Annotated in this window: 18 protein-coding genes and 1 pseudogene; 7 read left to right on the forward strand and 12 right to left on the reverse strand. The window is 44.9% G+C overall.

Features of this window, described 5'->3' with window-relative positions; genetic code table 11:
* Positions 1–50: 50 nt before the first annotated feature.
* A complete protein-coding gene (locus BTR1S_RS05050; protein ID WP_006636853.1) occupies positions 51–1,895 on the reverse strand; it encodes a monovalent cation:proton antiporter family protein in 1,845 nt (614 codons plus the stop codon).
* Between the two features lie 278 nt (positions 1,896–2,173).
* Here BTR1S_RS05050 and prpE point away from each other — a divergent pair, with 278 nt between their 5' ends.
* A complete protein-coding gene (gene prpE / locus BTR1S_RS05060) occupies positions 2,174–2,914 on the forward strand; it encodes a bis(5'-nucleosyl)-tetraphosphatase PrpE (RefSeq protein ID WP_006636852.1) in 741 nt (246 codons plus the stop codon).
* Positions 2,915–2,929: 15 nt separating this feature from the next.
* Here the strand turns inward: prpE and BTR1S_RS05065 are convergent, their stop codons facing one another.
* The 4 genes from BTR1S_RS05065 to BTR1S_RS05080 are packed head-to-tail and all read right to left on the reverse strand — an operon-like array spanning position 2,930 to position 5,682.
* The gene (locus tag BTR1S_RS05065; protein ID WP_206702871.1) at positions 2,930–3,772 is read right to left on the reverse strand and encodes an RluA family pseudouridine synthase; all 843 of its coding nucleotides are present in this window, start codon (positions 3,770–3,772) and stop codon (positions 2,930–2,932) included.
* A gap of 59 nt (positions 3,773–3,831) precedes the next feature.
* Positions 3,832–4,632, reverse strand: coding sequence for an NAD kinase (locus BTR1S_RS05070; RefSeq protein ID WP_006636850.1), 801 nt, complete (start codon positions 4,630–4,632; stop codon positions 3,832–3,834).
* A gap of 18 nt (positions 4,633–4,650) precedes the next feature.
* The gene (gene yjbM / locus BTR1S_RS05075) at positions 4,651–5,286 is read right to left on the reverse strand and encodes a GTP diphosphokinase (protein WP_006636849.1); all 636 of its coding nucleotides are present in this window, start codon (positions 5,284–5,286) and stop codon (positions 4,651–4,653) included.
* Positions 5,287–5,316: 30 nt separating this feature from the next.
* Entirely contained in the window at positions 5,317–5,682 is a 366-nt protein-coding gene (locus BTR1S_RS05080; protein ID WP_006636848.1) for a UPF0738 family protein, read from the reverse strand.
* A gap of 123 nt (positions 5,683–5,805) precedes the next feature.
* Between BTR1S_RS05080 and BTR1S_RS05085 the strand changes: the two genes are divergently transcribed.
* The 5 genes from BTR1S_RS05085 to BTR1S_RS22725 all read left to right on the forward strand — a co-directional run bounded on the left by BTR1S_RS05085 (position 5,806) and on the right by BTR1S_RS22725 (position 9,216).
* Positions 5,806–6,378, forward strand: a complete 573-nt coding sequence (locus tag BTR1S_RS05085; protein ID WP_029418660.1) for a CYTH domain-containing protein — start codon at positions 5,806–5,808, stop codon at positions 6,376–6,378.
* Positions 6,379–6,390: 12 nt separating this feature from the next.
* Positions 6,391–7,062: a lytic transglycosylase domain-containing protein gene (locus tag BTR1S_RS05090; RefSeq protein WP_006636846.1), complete on the forward strand. Its 672-nt coding sequence runs from the start codon at positions 6,391–6,393 to the stop codon at positions 7,060–7,062.
* A gap of 287 nt (positions 7,063–7,349) precedes the next feature.
* Positions 7,350–7,748: a globin domain-containing protein gene (locus tag BTR1S_RS05095; protein WP_006636845.1), complete on the forward strand. Its 399-nt coding sequence runs from the start codon at positions 7,350–7,352 to the stop codon at positions 7,746–7,748.
* 56 nt (positions 7,749–7,804) lie between these two features.
* The gene (gene spxH / locus BTR1S_RS05100; protein WP_373870167.1) at positions 7,805–8,638 is read left to right on the forward strand and encodes a protease adaptor protein SpxH; all 834 of its coding nucleotides are present in this window, start codon (positions 7,805–7,807) and stop codon (positions 8,636–8,638) included.
* A 410-nt stretch (positions 8,639–9,048) separates the two neighbouring features.
* A complete protein-coding gene (locus BTR1S_RS22725) occupies positions 9,049–9,216 on the forward strand; it encodes a hypothetical protein (protein ID WP_006636843.1) in 168 nt (55 codons plus the stop codon).
* A gap of 75 nt (positions 9,217–9,291) precedes the next feature.
* On the opposite strand, the gene pepF is transcribed toward BTR1S_RS22725, so the two are convergent.
* The 4 genes and pseudogenes from pepF to BTR1S_RS22405 all read right to left on the reverse strand — a co-directional run.
* Complete coding sequence (gene pepF, locus BTR1S_RS05105; protein WP_006636842.1) at positions 9,292–11,112, reverse strand: oligoendopeptidase F; 1,821 nt, start codon at positions 11,110–11,112, stop codon at positions 9,292–9,294.
* 213 nt (positions 11,113–11,325) lie between these two features.
* The gene (locus BTR1S_RS05110) at positions 11,326–12,474 is read right to left on the reverse strand and encodes a competence protein CoiA family protein (RefSeq protein WP_029418662.1); all 1,149 of its coding nucleotides are present in this window, start codon (positions 12,472–12,474) and stop codon (positions 11,326–11,328) included.
* 178 nt (positions 12,475–12,652) lie between these two features.
* Positions 12,653–13,291: an adaptor protein MecA gene (gene mecA, locus BTR1S_RS05115; RefSeq protein ID WP_006636840.1), complete on the reverse strand. Its 639-nt coding sequence runs from the start codon at positions 13,289–13,291 to the stop codon at positions 12,653–12,655.
* Positions 13,273–13,398 (reverse strand): annotated as a pseudogene (locus BTR1S_RS22405) (hypothetical protein); the annotation flags it as partial. The pseudogene BTR1S_RS22405 and the gene mecA, both read right to left, overlap by 19 nt.
* Before the next feature lie 168 nt (positions 13,399–13,566).
* Here BTR1S_RS22405 and BTR1S_RS05120 point away from each other — a divergent pair.
* On the forward strand, positions 13,567–14,229 hold the full coding sequence (locus BTR1S_RS05120; protein ID WP_006636839.1) for a TerC family protein: 663 nt from the start codon (positions 13,567–13,569) through the stop codon (positions 14,227–14,229).
* A gap of 32 nt (positions 14,230–14,261) precedes the next feature.
* Here the strand turns inward: BTR1S_RS05120 and spxA are convergent, their stop codons facing one another.
* The 3 genes from spxA to BTR1S_RS05135 form a co-directional block, all read right to left on the reverse strand.
* On the reverse strand, positions 14,262–14,657 hold the full coding sequence (gene spxA, locus BTR1S_RS05125) for a transcriptional regulator SpxA (RefSeq protein ID WP_006636838.1): 396 nt from the start codon (positions 14,655–14,657) through the stop codon (positions 14,262–14,264).
* Positions 14,658–14,834: 177 nt separating this feature from the next.
* Positions 14,835–15,413: a GNAT family N-acetyltransferase gene (locus tag BTR1S_RS05130; protein WP_006636837.1), complete on the reverse strand. Its 579-nt coding sequence runs from the start codon at positions 15,411–15,413 to the stop codon at positions 14,835–14,837.
* A 208-nt stretch (positions 15,414–15,621) separates the two neighbouring features.
* A complete protein-coding gene (locus BTR1S_RS05135) occupies positions 15,622–16,545 on the reverse strand; it encodes an ABC transporter ATP-binding protein (protein WP_006636836.1) in 924 nt (307 codons plus the stop codon).
* Position 16,546: the final 1 nt, after the last annotated feature.

Genomic DNA, 16,546 nt, shown 5'->3' on the forward strand with positions numbered 1-16,546 from the left:
TTCATTCAGTTATACTTTTATCTTAACACGAAATAGAAAATGGTCAAGCATCAGTCTTCAAGCGTTTTTTTCAATTCCGCGATATATTCGCGCGAACCCGTGGCGATCAGCCTGTCACCCATTTGCAGCCTTGTATCGCCGTGGGGAACCAGGCTGTCAACATCCCGGAAAATCCGGACGAAAATGACATCCCCCGTAAACGGGAACTCCCTTAGCAGCACTCCGTCAAACCTCTCATTGTTCATATTGATCTGGTACAATGATGCATCCTGATTCGCCAAAAGCTTCATGACACCCGGAGCCTCAATTAGTGCGCGAAGCATTGTTTTCGTTGATAACAGGATGGAGAATGTATCAATTCCGTTTTCTTTCAATTCGGACTCGGCTGCAGGCGAACCAGCGCTCGCAATGATTCTTTCGACGTTTTGCTCTTTGGCAAACAGCGCGATTCCGGTATTCCGCTCTTCATTGCCCGTCGCTACAACAAGAATGTCCGTCTCAAAAACGCCGTATGATTCAAGTGTTCCGAACTCATAGTCAGGCAAAACCTCCACATCAAAAACGGACTCTGACAGTTTTTCCTCTTTCTTTTCCTGATGCACATGCAGAATTCTGACATGGTATTCTTCAGGAGAAAGCTCAAGTGTAACCGGCAGCGTCATTTGGTTGGCGCCGATAAAGGTGATCGTTTTTTGCTCTTTGTCCTTTTGCGCTTTCGGCATTAACTTTTTGAAGCCGATCGGGGTAATGATGCTGGTGATCACGGCCACAAGAATAAGCGCGCCCGACATTTGCGCGTCTATGACACCGATCCGTTCGCCGATCGTAGTCGCGGCAATAACGAGAGACAATGTTGACGTCAGCAAAAATCCTGAAGCCAGCACGGTTTTTGTATCATACCACTTCTTCAAAAACAGCCCGGGAACGACCTTGCTGATCAAAAGCGCCACAAATAACAGCGGGATCATGATTAATATTTTCGGGTTTTCAAATAACGACCAAATGTCAAGCTTGACTCCCGTCATCACGAAAAAGATCGGAATCAAAAAGCCGTAGCCGAATGAATCAAGCTGCTGGACCAGTTCTTTATTCGGAGAAAGCAGTGACACGAGAACACCGGCCAGAAATGCGCCGAGGATATTTTCCGCGCCCAGCGATTCCGAAAGCGCCACAAGCACGATGATCAAGGTAAAAATCGCCCTTGTGCCGATTTGAATCGTTCCTTTTGACATGACTTCAATAAACGAGCGGTTTTTAAACACTCTCCCGAAAAGATAAAGAACGACACCTGCGGCAAACAATATGATCAACAGCCACATATTGCTGCTTTCGTCTCCATATATCGAGGCAAAGACCGCCAACAGAATCATTGTTACAAGATCGGCAATCACCGCTACAAGAAGAATAATCTGGCCGATGTTCGTCTTCATCAGACGATCTTCCTTCAAGGTCGGAACGACGACCCCGAGCGAAATCGTTGAAATGATCAGCGTCATTAAAAAGGCATTGTCAATAAAGCCCGCCAGTACAAAGCTGTAAGAAAGCCCGAGCGACAAAATAAAAATCCCGGCAAAGATAATAGCAGCCGTTTTAAAGGTATTTGGCGCCGCTTTTCCGTTTTGGAGAACCTGCTTTTTCTTTCCCCTTTCAAATACAGAAAAATCGATTTCCAAACCGCTTAAAAACATCAAGAATATAAATCCGAGCATCGAGAGCGTCTCAAGCCACGTATCATGTTGTGCCACAAGGTTCAAACCGCTTTTTCCGATAACAAGACCCATGATGATCTCCGCCACAACGACAGGCATGCTCAGTTTTAATCGATGCAGCAGGATGGGGGTCAAAAATGCGACAATGAGTACGACGACTAAAGATGATACAGATGTATGCTCCATAATTGTTACCTCCTAAAAACCGGTTTACGGGTAGTATAGTGTTCCCCTTTTCTGATAAAAAGGTCTTATTTTGAAAGAAAAGAGCGGCTGGCTTTTCTTTTCTCACAAGTGTAAAAATCGATTTTAACAATGCTGGCCGAGAAATAAAAGTGATATGCCTGATTTTCTCCGCCGGAAATTTTTGAAGGTGAAAAAAGCGCATAAACGAGGTATGATGTCCAATAAACAAAGCAAATGAGGGTTATCATATACACAACTGCCAATGTGAGGTGAAAGACGTGAAATACGATGTGATCGGAGATATTCACGGATGTTATGATGAAATGACAGCATTGCTGGAAAAGCTCGGCTATTCTCTCAAAACGGGTGTGCCCGTCCATCCCGAGAACAGAACGCCTGTCTTTCTCGGAGACCTGACGGACAGGGGGCCGAAATCCATTGCCGTCATTGAATTTGTGGCATCCGCTGTAGAAAAAGGAGCGGCCCGCTATGTCCCCGGCAACCATTGCAACAAGCTCTACCGCTTCTTCAAAGGAAATCCGGTTAAACTCATGCACGGGCTGGAAACGACAGCTGCCGAATACAGACAGCTTTCCCCACAAAAACAAGAGCATATCAGAGCGCTTTTCATGCGTCTCTATGAACAGGCGCCGCTTTATGACATCCTGCATCAGGGCGAGCTTGTCGTTGCCCATGCCGGGATTAAAGCGGAATACATCGGAAAGAAGCCATCAGGAAAGATCAAACAATTTGTTCTATACGGCGATATCACCGGAGAGACGCTGCCTGACGGCCGTCCGGTCAGACGGGACTGGGCCGTACATTACCGGGGCGAACCATGGGTCGTCTACGGCCATACACCGGTCAAAGCTCCGCGGATGGTTCACCATACGATTAATATTGATACGGGATGCGTATTCGGCAACAGGCTGACCGCCTTCAGATTTCCCGAACTGCAAACTGAGTCCGTCCCCTCCTCAATGCCTTATGATGAAACAAGATTTCGCGCTAATCCATAAAAAAAGAGAGCTGTTTTAGCTCTCCAATAATTGCTGGATATCCTGCGGAAGCGGCGCAGAAAACGTCAGCTTCTCCCTTGTCAGCGGATGAATAAACGTCAGCCTCTCACTGTGAAGCGCCTGTCTTTTGATGGCATCCCGCGTGCCCCCGTAAAGCGTATCACCGCACAGCGGGTGTCCGATATGGCTCATGTGGACGCGGATCTGATGGGTTCTTCCGGTTTCAAGGCTTAGCGAAACATCTGTCAGCTGTCCGATGCGGCTGTTCACCTTGAAATGAGTTACCGCCTTTTGGCCTTCCGGAATAACCGCCCGTTCAATAATGCTTGTTGCTTTTCTGCCGATCGGGGCGTCGATCGTTCCGGATTCCTCCCTGATCAAACCGTGAACGACGGCGCGGTATTGCCGTTTGACTTCCCCCTTTTTTTGCAGGCCGGACAAAAGGGAATGAGCAAAACGATGCTTGGCGACAAGCATCACCCCTGATGTATCGCGATCAAGCCTGCTGACAAGATGAACGGTCGCCTGGCAGCCCGTCTGCCGGTAATAGTGAATGAGCCCGTTCGCAAGGCTTCCTGACGGATGCTCCCGCGAAGGGATTGATGAAAGAAAAGGCTTTTTATTCAGCACAAGAACATGGCCGTCTTCAAACAGGATGTCAAGCGGGATCGCTTCCGGCTGCAAAGATTCGCTGACCTTTTCAGGCGGAAACAGAATCACAAGCTCGTCTCCTTCCTGAAGAACATATCTGACCGTGACATGCTCCCCGTTGACGAGAAGATCTCCGCCTCCGAATTTGATATCTGCAAGCATCCTCTTTGAAATACCCATTCGCTGTACATACTCTTTCAGGAGCATGCCATGTTCCTGCGCTGTAATCGTTAGTCTCAATGTAAAATCATTCACGGTAAACCTTCCTACTCTCCCTTGCCGATAAAGGAATCCTGCACCCTTTTCCAAAACGGAAACGGGCGGAACCGCGCAAATCTGACATTCTCGTTCGCCACGCGGCACTGAATCGATTTGACGTCTTTATGCAGCAATGTTAAGTGATCAACCGCAACCTGAAAATGAACATCATTGAGGGGTTTGATCACACATGTGTGGTGCTCAGGCAGAATGAGCGGCGAACCGACCGTCCGAAACACCCGGTTGTTGATCGATGCCATTTCAGCGAGCTGGATCGCCCTGATTGACGGGTGTATGATCGCACCGCCAAGCGCTTTGTTATATGCCGTGCTTCCCGAAGGAGTTGACAGGCAGAGCCCGTCTCCGCGAAATGTTTCAAAAAGCTCCCCTTTTATTTCGACATCGGTGACAAGCGTCCCCTCAATGCTTTTGATCGTACACTCGTTAAGGGCCAGGTACCGGGCTTCTTTTGCACCGTCATTGTAGCGGACGATCACTTCCAGAACCGGATATTCCACGATTTGAAACGGCGTTTTGGCAATGGCGATCACCAGCTTTTCAATCTCGTCCGGAACCCAGTCTGCATAAAAGCCGAGGTGGCCGGTATGAACCCCGACAAATGCCGTTTTATCGAGACGGCTGCTGTACTTGTGAAAAGCGTACAAAAGCGTTCCGTCCCCTCCGACGGAAATGACGATATCAGGCTCTTCCTCATCACACTCAAGGCCGAAGTCGAGCAGATACGTTTGAATTCTGCTTTTCAATGTATCGGAAACCGGATTTCCTTTTGACGATACCGCAAATTTCATCATGATTTCTCCTTTCCCCTAGCCGTCATCCTCGTCCTTTTTCTTCCGTGAGAAAACCGCCTGTGCTTCATGAATTTCACCCCTGATCTCAGACATCTCTTCATCAAGTCTTGAAGCTGCTTCTGAAGCCCTTTGCAGTCTTAATTTCACTTTTTCGGGGATGTTGCCGCTGTATTTATAATTTAAAGAATGCTCAATCGTCGCCCAAAAATTCATTGCCAGCGTTCGGATTTGAATTTCAACCAAAATTTGCTTTTCTCCGTTTATCGTCTGCAGAGGATATAAAATCACAAGATGATACGAACGATAGCCGCTTTCTTTATGCTCCGCGATATAATCGCGTGTATCCACGACAGTGAAATCCTTTCTCGCCAAAAGCATCTGCTTGACGATTTGGATATCCTCAAAAAATTGACACATAATCCGGAGCCCAGCAATGTCCTGCATCGTTTCGATGTTATGCAGCGGAATGTTTTTCCGTTTCGCCTTTTCCAATATACTCGGCACGGGCTTCACCCTCCCGGTCACAAACTCAATGGGCGAATGCTCCTCCTCGTATTCATAAAGTGCCCTTATCCCTTTCAGCTTTACTTTCAGTTCTTCAACAGCCTGCCTGTACGGCGCTAAAAAACGCTCCCATTGTTTTTCATCCATAAACCTTCCCCCAATTTCATCGCCTTTTTTCTAGAGGAATACCCGCTTCACTCTTTCCTCCATTTCTTCGCCATAGTTTGCATTATCTTTAATATTTTCTATCAGGTATCGAAGCTCATCATGAAGCCCGATAAGCTCCAGTTGCCGGTCTCCGATATTCAAAAACACAGGAATATGCTGATCAAGGGCCGACTTCATATCGGACCATATCCTTTCATCTAACATCACATATTGGAAAGAATCGCCTTGTTCAAGTATGTATACAAATGCAAAATGATCAGAGTCTGCAAGCATCCGTCCGGCCGGTTTCCGCTGTTCCCCATCCTTTAGATCGCTTGTCAAAACAAGCCGGTCATTCTGCAGATCCGCTTCTGTAATCTCAATTCTGTTCTGCATAATGTTCTCCTTTACAATAAAAGTACAGATTCATTTTATCACATCAAGTTCAATATTGATAAACGTTCATATCCAAGAGATAATAAGGAAAATGTGATTTCAGCAGCTGAGAGGAGCCAAAAAATGAGCCAGGAGCTTGAAATAGAATTTAAAAATATGCTGACAAAAGAAGAATTTGAACAAATTTCAACATACTATCAATTCACCTCAGAGCAGTTTGTCACACAGCAAAATCATTATTTTGATACAAAAGAATTTTCGTTGAAAGAAAAAGGCGCGGCACTCAGAATCCGCCAAAAACAAGATGTTCATGTGTTGACACTGAAAGAACCGGCGCCCGTCGGCTTGACGGAAACCCACCAAAAGCTGCCCTCCCCGCCGAATCTCGAACAATTCTGCATTCCAACAGGACCCGTGTACGACCGTTTGAAAGATCTCGGCATCGAACCTGGGAACCTCGCATATTTCGGTACGCTTGTAACAGACCGCGCAGAAAAAAAACGGCCGGAGGGCTTAATTGTTTTAGATCGCAGCCGATACTTAAAGGTAGAGGACTACGAAATAGAATTTGAAGTCGCTGACTATGAACAGGGTAAACTTGATTTCGCCAAACTGTTGAAATCATTCGGCATCCCAAAACGCGATACAAAAAACAAAATCGTCCGTTTTTACGAGCAAAAACTGAAAAATATATAAGGTGGGAACATAATGAACATCAACAATTTGACCGCCCTTTTGGAGCTGCAGGCATTACGGTCGTTTTATCAAACGCCTGGCAGCGGTTCAGAGGATACGGGCTTTGATTTCAGTTCGATTTTAAACCAGTATGTAATGAATTCCGGCGGCGGCTTGCAGTCAGGAACAGGAAATCTTCCGCACGTTCAGACCGGGGCCATTTCCTCCGTACAGACGCAGCCGGCCCAAGCTTTGGCGGCTGACAAGCCTAGTGCGGCCGACGTTTCTCCAGCCGCTGGAACAAGCGCGGTTTCTTTTGGCGGACAAAATAAAAATATTGATGAGATCATCAAAAAAGCCGCTCAAAAGTACGGCGTTGATGAAAAACTGATTCATTCGGTAGTCAAACAAGAGTCTGGCTATCAGCAGAAGGCGGTCAGCCCTGCCGGCGCGATCGGCCTGATGCAGCTGATGCCTTCAACCGCGAAAGCGCTGGGGGTCACAAACGCCTTTGACCCCGTTCAAAATATTGAAGCCGGAACAAAATATTTAAAACAAATGCTTGACCGCTACAGCGGAAATGTTCACCTTGCATTGGCGGCATACAACGCCGGTCCCGGAAATGTTCAAAAGTACGGAGGCATTCCTCCATTCAAAGAAACGCAAAACTATGTAAAAAAGATTACAGCAAATTACTACGCATAAGCCAGAAAGGTTTTCTTTCTGGTTTTTTTATTTCTCCTATAAAAACCTCCAAATTTATCCTCCTGATATAAAAAATACACATTTAACAAGCGGATATGATATGATATTTGAAACAAAAACAGCGCCTCCCCGGCGAATGCTGAAGTCGGTTTGTTTGTAGAATCCGCACCGGGTTGCTAAAATAAATATATACAATCGTGAAATAATAAATGATCCACAATATAAATATTTTTTGCAATAGGAACCGTCATTTTTTCCTATTAGCCATTTTAAAAGGAGTAGTCAACATGGGACAATCGTTTAACGCACCTTATGAAGCGATTGGAGAAGAACTTCTATCGCAACTTGTTGATACTTTTTATGAACGAGTGGGACGGCATCCGCTGCTCTCCCCCATATTTCCGGATGATTTAACGGAAACAGCGAGAAAACAAAAGCAATTTTTAACACAATATTTAGGCGGTCCGCCCCTTTATACAGAGGAGCACGGGCACCCGATGCTGAGAGCCCGGCATCTTCCATTCCCGATTACACCGGAACGGGCGGATGCCTGGTTATCATGCATGAATGAGGCAATGGATCATGTCGGTTTACAGGGCGATATCAGGGATTTTCTTTTTGAAAGGTTGACTTTAACAGCCAGGCATATGGTAAACACGCCTAAAATGGAGGATGGTTCGCATTGACACTGAATCAGCGTGACCAATTTTTCTCCCATTGCCATGGACATCCGCAAAAGCCGATGGAAATCTATATGTTTGTTGACCCTTTATCCCCGGAATGCTGGGCTTTGGAGCCTGCTATCAAAAAATTGAAAATCCGCTATGGACGTTTTTTCACATTGCGAATGATCGCCGCCTGCAGCATTACGGCGCTAAATGTTCAGAAACGCAAAAAGCGCCGCCTCGCAGAAGCCTGGGAAAAGATTGCGAGCAAATCGGGCATGTCATGCGACGGAAGCCTGTGGTTTGACAATCCCCTTTCCGCTCCATATTTGGCTTCATTGGCGCTGAAAGCGGCGGAGCTTCAGGGCCGAAAAGCCGGATTGCAGTTTTTGCGAAGCATGCAGGAGCGTTTGTTTCTCAACAAACAGGATATTACCGATGAACAGGTGCTGTTCAATATTGCCGAAAGTACGCAGCTCGATTCGAATGAATTCAAAAAAGACCTTCATTCGCAAAGCGCGGTAAAAGCGCTGCAATGCGATATGAAAATCGCCGCCGAAATGGAAGTCACATCCGTTCCGACGCTCACCTTTTTCAACAGCCACCGCGAAGGAGAAGGCTTAAAAGTAACCGGACTTTATTCATATGACATATACGAAGAAGTACTTTTTGAAATGCTTGGAGATGAGCCGAAGCCATCGCAAACTCCGCCACTCGAATTATTTGTCGAATACTTTCAATTTGTTGCAGACAAAGAAATCGCCGTGGTTTATGATTGGACGCTTGAACAAGTAGAGCGTGAAATGAAGAAACTCGCTTTTTCCGGAAAGGTCAAAAGAGTTGAAGCCAAGCACGGCATGTTTTGGCGTTATGCCAATGAAGACGCCGATGCCGGACCGCTCTGTCAATAATCAACACAACACGGGGTTTCCCGTGTTTTTTTATGGATGACACAGGAACATTTGTTCTATTTGAAAGTATTAAGAAACCGCGCCGGGATAAGCGCGGTTTCTAGTATGTCTTAACGACAACAAAGGGGATGGGAGAAATTTTTCACGGTCAAACAAAGGGGTAAATGTTTGTTTGTGATCAATTTCACATCTTTATAATATCAAATCATGTCGAGTTTTGACAACTGATTTTATTACTTTTCACATATTTGTCACAAAACATAAAAGGTAGATGCCCATCATATGATGAAAGTAGGACAGAAAAACCCGGCCGTCTGTCTGTAAAAAAAGGCGGTGGAACGCGGGTTCATACGACTTTATAAGCTATTTTCCGCACCTCAAAAATTTTATCAGTCCATAGGAGGGTTTTTATGCTTCATATTGTGTTCGGGGTAGCATTGACTGTCGTTTTTTTCTTTTTGAATATTTTAGGCTGGATGCATATGCTCCCTCTTTATATTACGTCCCCCCTGTTGTTTGTATCGATCCTTTTTACGATCAGCCGCTTCAATCACCGCAAGACATTTAAAGGGTTTTAGGCCCGCCTCCTTTTAAAGAAAAAGGCCGCCGGTTGTGCCGGCAGCCTCAAAGGCGTTCCCGATAAGGGAGCTTTTTTATTTTTTTAGCAGGAGCTCTTCCATTTCATTCAGCTGCTCTTCAAACTTTTTGCATGCAGCTTCGATCGGATCTGAAGTCGTCATGTCGACTCCCGCTTTTTTGAGCACTTCAATCGGGTAATCAGAGCTTCCGGCTTTCAGGAAGTCGATGTAGCGGTCAACCGCCGGCTTCCCTTCCTTTAAAATCTGCTGGCTCAAGGCCTGGGCGGCGCTGTAGCCTGTCGCATATTGATATACATAATAATTGTAGTAGAAATGAGGGATTCTCGCCCATTCAAGACCGATTTCTTTGTCAATTTCAATATTTTCTCCGAAGTACTTTTTGTTTAAATCATAATAGATGCTCGTTAAAAGTTCAGGTGTAAGCGGCTCGCCTTCTTGGGCTTTGACATGAATCGCATGTTCAAATTCGGCAAACATCGTTTGTCTGAAAACCGTCCCTTTAAACCCTTCAAGCATATGGTTTAAAATATAAAGGCGTTGTTTTTCATCATCGACCGTGTTCAGCAGATAGTCCCCCAGAAGGGCCTCATTTGTCGTTGAAGCCACTTCAGCGACAAAGATGCTGTAGTTCCCGTACGGATACGGCTGATGCTTTCTCGTATAATAACTGTGGACGGAATGGCCGAATTCATGGACAAGCGTGAACAGGTTGTTAACGTTGTCCTGCCAGTTCATCAAAATATACGGATTTGTTCCGTATGCGCCTGAAGAATAAGCCCCGCTCCGTTTTCCTTTGTTCTCATATACATCAACCCAGCGGTTGTTTAACCCCTCTTTGAGGATGGATGTATATTCTTCACCCAAAGGAGCGAGCCCTTTGATCATGTAATCTTTCGCCTGCCCGTACGTCACTTTCATGCCGGAATCTTTTACAAGCGGCGTGTAGAGGTCATACATGTGCACTTCATCAAGTTCGAGCACTTTTTTTCTGAGCTCAACATAGCGGTGAAGAAGCGGCAGGTGTTTATTGATCGTGCTGACGAGATTATCATAGACCTCTTCGGGAATGCTGTTGCGCGACAGGGCCGCTTCCCTGGCCGATTGATAATGTTTAACCTTTGCATAAAAATTATCTTTTTTGATGGCGCCGCTGAGCGTTGATGCAAGCGTGTTTTTAAAGCGGCCGTACGTATCATACACAGCTTTGAATGCGTCGCGGCGGACGTCGCGGTTCTCGCTTTCCAAAAAGGTGATGTAGTTTCCGTGTGTGATCTGGCGTTTTTCCCCGTTCTCATCGGTGATTTCCGGAAATTCCATATCGGCGTTGTTGAGCATGCCGAATGTTGTGGACGGAGATGACAGAACATCTGACGCCTCTGCGAGCAGCCCTTCTTCCTGTTCGCTCAACACGTGGGGCCGCTCTTTGTTGATTTCTTCAAGCGCATGCGAGTAGAGCTTTAGTTCCTCTTTTTCTAAAAGGAACTGCTGAAGCTTGTCTTCCTGTATCGATAAAATCTCCGGCACCATATAAGCTGTCGCGCTGGCAGCCTGTGTATAAAGGTTGGAGGCTTTATCATTCAGACCCTGATAAAATGAATTGCCTGTATCCTGATCATAGCGCATATGAGCGTAAGTATACAGCTTCCCGAGCCTTTCCATGACCTTGTCCTGATATGTCAATGCTTCATATAAATCGTCGGCGGAATGGCCGAGCCTTCCCTTAAATTCGGAGAGCTTAGGCAGCAGCTCTTTAACCGCTTGAAATTCCTCATTCCAGGCTTCATCAGATGGAAAGATATCCTCGAGTCTCCACGTGTCCTCTTGCTTCACCTCATCTCTTGCAGGCAGTTTTTTCGTTTGGTTTTCTTCAGCCACTGTAAATCCCCTCGCTTTCTTTACTCCAAGTCCATTGATGTTCAATAAACTTGTATTGGTTTTATCTTCTGTTTTTTCACCGCCTTTTGTCAAATCATTTGCGAAAAAAATCATACTTGATGCAGCAATCAGAAAACAAAATACACATCTTTTGATCGGAAACAGACAGAGACACCACCTTCCTTTCTATAGCTTGATCGAAAGGCCTGATGATCATTCGGAAAAATAGCGGGCGTCCCTTTTTAACAGCTCCTCAAGCCGAAGCCCGGGGGAAACCTGACGCGCGGGAATATACATGTCGTTCTCCTTTGTCAAAAAACCTTTGTCATGCAACAGGCGAATATATTCAGTGACGGCGCTTACCGCCTTCTCCCGCTTGTTCCACCTCAGCTTCAGCTCTTCGTGTCTGACAAGCTGATTCAAATAAAGGACTGCAGACTTCAGGCGGAAGGAAGAATGCTTCATCAAAAACAGATAAAGATAGCCTTGCCACACATAAACCGGCTGAACAAAAATAGAGCCTGACGCGACGGGGAGGAATACTTCTGATGGAAAAAACGGCAGGGGAATCTGGAAGTTTTCATAAAACAGCGCCGCTATTTGTCTGGCATCCTTTGATAAAAAGCGCGGGGGCTTCATTCTGAAGCTGCGGACATTTCTTTTCCAGCCCTCAAGCTGATAAGGAGATGGTTTTTGAATAGAAGATAAAGCTTGTAAGTCTGTTTGCTGAAGCGGAAGCACACGGCATGATGCGGATGTCTTGTTTGTCAAAAACGGGATTAAATGCTCAAGGATGAGGAAGGCTTTTTGTTCGGGGCAAAAAAACACGAGCCTTGGAGGCATCCCGCTTTCTTCGCAGAACTGCCAATGGAAGGCTGAAAGCTGAAAAAAGCTGTTTGATAAACGTTTGAACCGATTACCGCCGATCATCCAAAACGGCTGAATACCTTGTTTCAGAAAACCGGACGTTCTTTTTTGATATTCTGTCATACTGAGAGCAGCGCACTGAAATTCGATCGCTGTTTTCCTTTTTCCGTCGTCCACAAGCACATCCGGCCTCTGACTGATCTGCCGCAAATACGGTTCCAGTACCGCCTTTATCCTCTGCTGCTTGAGCCATTCGTATAAAAGGCGTTTTCCTTTCAAATGATAAAGGCTTTCCGGTTCATGGGAAACGGTGCATGCCGAATCAGGCTTATGTGCAAAATGATGAAGCTTTATGTCACCTACTTTGAGATCAACTTCATGATGGCAGACCGGGCAGTAAAACCTTTGTTTCTTTCTCAGTTGTCTGAGTTCATCCGCTTTGTAGCCATCAGCCAAACAAATCAGGCGTCCCCCGTCAAGCTCTGCGCTGAACACATTGATTCTCTCCTTTCTGTCCTGTAACTATTCAACACATCTGCGCAATGCTCCTTTTCTTCAAAACCTTTTGAAACGGAATAATGGCGGGGTGATTTTCAGGAAAAACGGCTGATTCGAAGGCGAAAATATCTCCAATAAAACGCAAAAAAACCGATTTTAAAGTAAAATCGGTTTTTTATGCAAAGTGTTCGTTTATCGTATGAAGGGCATGATCAGCCGCAATCAGTTTTCCATATTCCTTCAGCATATGAATCGTCATCTTCGATTCTGAAGCATATTCAAGCAAAATGCTCAGCTGATTCTCAATCTCTTCATCAGGCATTTCAATGAAATCCACAAATAAATAATAGCGGTTTTCATGTGAATATAACGTCGTTTGACAGCCGCTGATGGTCATTTTTGATAATGAGATGACATCCTCAAAATCATCAAATTTCAGGACGAACTGAAGTTTTTGCTCTTCGGATTGTTCTTCCTTTTGAAAATCGTCCAGCAATGCGTCAAGGGTTTCCTCAGCTGTGTCTTGCTTTTTATCTTCAGGAATCGGCAGTTCAAGCTTTTGTCCATCTTTGGAAAGCTGAGCTTTCGTCACAATGATTTCCAATCCCTTGTCAAGGGCCTGCACTTGAATCCAAAGGGGGCCTTCTACGGCAAATTCTTCTTCTTCGTGCACTTCGTCCATCATTTCCCAAAATAGCTCTTCACTGCGTTCTCGATTGTACCAAATTTCTTCTCTGTCAAACCCGCGGTCCTCTATATCACCATAGGAAATATAAAACTTAACCGTATGTTCATTTATTCTTTCGATTTCCATTTGCCAACCTTCCCTTCTTTGTAAGATGTTGAAGGGATAACTAAGCTCCCAATTAATTGTACTTTACTACACTTTACCCTTTACGTCCACTTCTTAACCCTGTGGCGTGATCAATCTTTCATTTCTATTTTATGATAAAAAAGACATAAAAGAAATAAAAATGCATCAAACGACGGCCTAACATAATTTTTCATCCGCTTCATATATTAGTTGTACAAGCAGCAAACGACAAACACAGTGAATGAGCCCACAATGCAAAAGCGAGGTGCCAGTTGATGGAACACGAATTACTGATGCCGCTCCTTGTCATCATCGGGATCGACCTGATTCTCGGCGGCGATAATGCGGTTGTCATCGCCATGGCAAGCAGGAATCTGCCTCCCGTCCAAAGACAAAAAGCGATCATCATCGGCACATGTATTGCCATTTTCATGAGGATTATACTGACAACGGCAGCGGTATATCTGCTTGCGGTTCCTTATCTGCAATTTATCGGAGGGATCTTCCTTCTGTATTTGGGATACCAGCTCCTGATTGAAAAAAAGGACGCACAGCATGTCAAAGGCGGGACATCTTTATGGAAAGCGATTCGGATTATCGTAATCGCCGATCTATTTATGTCCCTTGACAATGTCATTGCAGTTGCCGGTGCATCCCACGGCCGCTTAATGCTCGTCGTAGTCGGTCTGATGGTTTCGGTGCCTGTAATTATCTGGGGGAGCAAACTCATCCAGGGCGCCCTTTCCAAATTCCCGCTGCTCATTTACGCCGGAAGCGGGCTGCTGGCATTTACAGGCGGTGAAATGATCGTCAGGGAGCAGGAACTGTCATCCTTTATGGCAAGACACAGCACCCTTGAAATGCTTTTTCCGGTCCTTGCGGTTATTTTTGTCATATTGGCCAGCATTTATTATGAACAGATGATTGAAAAACATTAAAAAAGAAGGCTGAATCGTTCAGCCTTCTTTTTTTAATTTGCCAAGCGCTGCGCTTCTCTCAATTGGAATGTACGGACTTTACGCGGAAGGAAACGACGGATTTCATCTTCATTGTATCCGACCTGCAAGCGTTTTTCGTCGATGATGATCGGACGGCGCAAAAGGCCCGGATGCTCATTGATCAGCTGGTACAGCTCCTGAAGAGGCATTGTTTCCAGGTTGACGTTCAGCTTTTGGAACACTTTAGAACGTGTTGAAATGATCTCGTCTGTTCCATCCTCAGTCATCCGAAGGATTTCTTTTATTTCATCAATTGATAAAGGCTCTGAAAAAATATTTCTTTCTTTAAACGGAATGTCGTGCTCTTCTAACCATGCGCGCGCTTTTCTGCAAGACGTACAGCTTGGTGATGTATATAATGTAACCATAATTCTTCACTCCTTGAAAAGTAGAATGAAATCAGCTTATTATTAAATTGAAATAAATCTAAAAAAGTAATCTTTATAGAATATTATACTATAAAAAAGTAAGTGTGAACAGTACACAAAAGAAATTTTTTGACAATCCTGCGATTTTTCTTTTTTAAAAACAGATTTCATTCTCATTTAGTTTAACTCATCGAAAATGTTTTTTTGTTTTTCTTCGTCGATGATTGTTAAGACTTCATCCACATCTTCAAACGATTCTCCATACCATTTTTCATCTTTGTATGTATGGATTTTTTCGTACGTTTTTTTCATCGCTTCAAATACTTCTTCTTCTGTATTCGATTTTGGGGACCAGTAAAGTATCTCCATTTTATTGACTTTGCCGGTGGCAAGCGACCGGCGGCGGTAGCCGATTGACTCAGCATGTTTAAAGTTTTCCTTTTGATAAAATGCAAGACGCTTCGCTGTATCTGCATCATCTTCATCAACAGGCTCAACCTCAAGGAGTATCGGTTTGTTTTTCTTTTTGAGGTTCTCTATCAGTTTTGAACCGAGCCCCTGGCCTCTTGCATCTTTTGAAACGAATAAATAGTCGATGAATATAAAGGAATCAAACTCGGCATACATCAAGACGTGATGCCTGCCTTCCTCTTTATGGTAGATATCGCTTCGTTCCCTTAATAATGCTTCCATATGCTTTTTCGACTTCATTTCTTCAACAGGAAAATACTCGCTAAGCTTCTCATACCAGTTCATTTATTTGCTCCTTATGGATGTTCTTTTGATTCACACTTTAGATATACCCGCTTTCTCATGAAATTAAACCAATATCTCTTGCAAAGAATAGGAGCAAGGGCAACAACTTGTTGCTTATATACTAAGACGGATGTTTCACCTGAAAGTTTCAATTTTTTTTGAAAAAGCATATAAAAAAAGACAGCCGTTTCGGCTGCCTTCTGTGCTTTTATTTTGACTGATATGCTGCAAATTCTTCCTCGGAACACATGACAAAATGACCCGGCTTCACTTCGCGAAGCTCCATCTGTTCGCCGTCTTTCAATTTATGGACGGACGGATCGTACGTTTTTCGAACCCGTGTCCGTTCATAATCCGGATCCGGAAGAGGAATCGCTGAAAGAAGCGACTGTGTATAAGGATGAAGCGGATTTTCGTATAATTCGTCTGCCGGCGCCAATTCGACAAGCTTGCCGAAATACATGACGCCGATCCGGTCGCTGATGTATTTCACCATTGACAAATCGTGGGCGATGAATAAGTATGTCAGCCCTTTATCTTTCTGCAAATCTTTCATTAAATTGACGACCTGAGCCTGGATGGATACGTCAAGCGCTGAAATCGGCTCATCGGCAATGATAAACTCCGGTTCTACCGCCAGCGCCCTTGCGATTCCGATCCGCTGGCGCTGACCTCCGGAAAATTCATGCGGATAGCGGTTGGCGTGTTCTTTATTCAATCCGACCAGCTTTAAAAGTTCGTGGACCCGTTCCAGACGCTCCTTTTTCGTTTTGGCCAACCCGTGGATGTCGATCCCTTCAGCGATAATGTCCGCAACCGTCATCCGCGGATTTAATGAAGCATATGGATCCTGGAAGATCATCTGCATCTTCCGGTTGAATTCGAGAAGCTCTTTGGCGGATTTTTTGCCGTGCACATTCTTTCCTTTAAAGAACACTTCACCAGAGGTTGCTTGGTACAACCGGATGATGGAGCGCCCTGTCGTCGATTTTCCGCAGCCCGATTCCCCGACGAGACCAAGTGTTTCCCCTTTATAAATGTCAAATGAGATTCCGTCAACAGCTTTCACAGTTCCTTTTGGCGTTGTGAAATGCTGTTTTAAGTTCTTGATTTCGAGCAGTTTTTCTGCCATA

Origin of the sequence: Bacillus sonorensis NBRC 101234 = KCTC 13918 (assembly GCF_001592005.1) — a bacterium.
GTDB lineage: Bacteria > Bacillota > Bacilli > Bacillales > Bacillaceae > Bacillus > Bacillus sonorensis.

Bases quoted from the DNA above. Each gene is read 5' to 3' on its own strand.
- BTR1S_RS05070 (WP_006636850.1), bottom strand. From the start codon at position 4,632: ATGAAATTTGCGGTATCGTCAAAAGGAAATCCGGTTTCCGATACATTG.
- mecA (WP_006636840.1), bottom strand. From the start codon at position 13,291: ATGGAAATCGAAAGAATAAATGAACATACGGTTAAGTTTTATATTTCC.
- BTR1S_RS22725 (WP_006636843.1), top strand. From the start codon at position 9,049: ATGCTTCATATTGTGTTCGGGGTAGCATTGACTGTCGTTTTTTTCTTT.
- yjbM (WP_006636849.1), bottom strand. From the start codon at position 5,286: ATGGATGAAAAACAATGGGAGCGTTTTTTAGCGCCGTACAGGCAGGCT.
- BTR1S_RS05085 (WP_029418660.1), top strand. From the start codon at position 5,806: ATGAGCCAGGAGCTTGAAATAGAATTTAAAAATATGCTGACAAAAGAA.
- spxA (WP_006636838.1), bottom strand. From the start codon at position 14,657: ATGGTTACATTATATACATCACCAAGCTGTACGTCTTGCAGAAAAGCG.
- BTR1S_RS05095 (WP_006636845.1), top strand. From the start codon at position 7,350: ATGGGACAATCGTTTAACGCACCTTATGAAGCGATTGGAGAAGAACTT.
- BTR1S_RS05080 (WP_006636848.1), bottom strand. From the start codon at position 5,682: ATGCAGAACAGAATTGAGATTACAGAAGCGGATCTGCAGAATGACCGG.
- BTR1S_RS05065 (WP_206702871.1), bottom strand. From the start codon at position 3,772: ATGCTCCTGAAAGAGTATGTACAGCGAATGGGTATTTCAAAGAGGATG.
- BTR1S_RS05135 (WP_006636836.1), bottom strand. From the start codon at position 16,545: ATGGCAGAAAAACTGCTCGAAATCAAGAACTTAAAACAGCATTTCACA.
- spxH (WP_373870167.1), top strand. From the start codon at position 7,805: ATGGAAATCTATATGTTTGTTGACCCTTTATCCCCGGAATGCTGGGCT.
- BTR1S_RS05090 (WP_006636846.1), top strand. From the start codon at position 6,391: ATGAACATCAACAATTTGACCGCCCTTTTGGAGCTGCAGGCATTACGG.
- BTR1S_RS05050 (WP_006636853.1), bottom strand. From the start codon at position 1,895: ATGGAGCATACATCTGTATCATCTTTAGTCGTCGTACTCATTGTCGCA.
- BTR1S_RS05120 (WP_006636839.1), top strand. From the start codon at position 13,567: ATGGAACACGAATTACTGATGCCGCTCCTTGTCATCATCGGGATCGAC.
- BTR1S_RS05130 (WP_006636837.1), bottom strand. From the start codon at position 15,413: ATGAACTGGTATGAGAAGCTTAGCGAGTATTTTCCTGTTGAAGAAATG.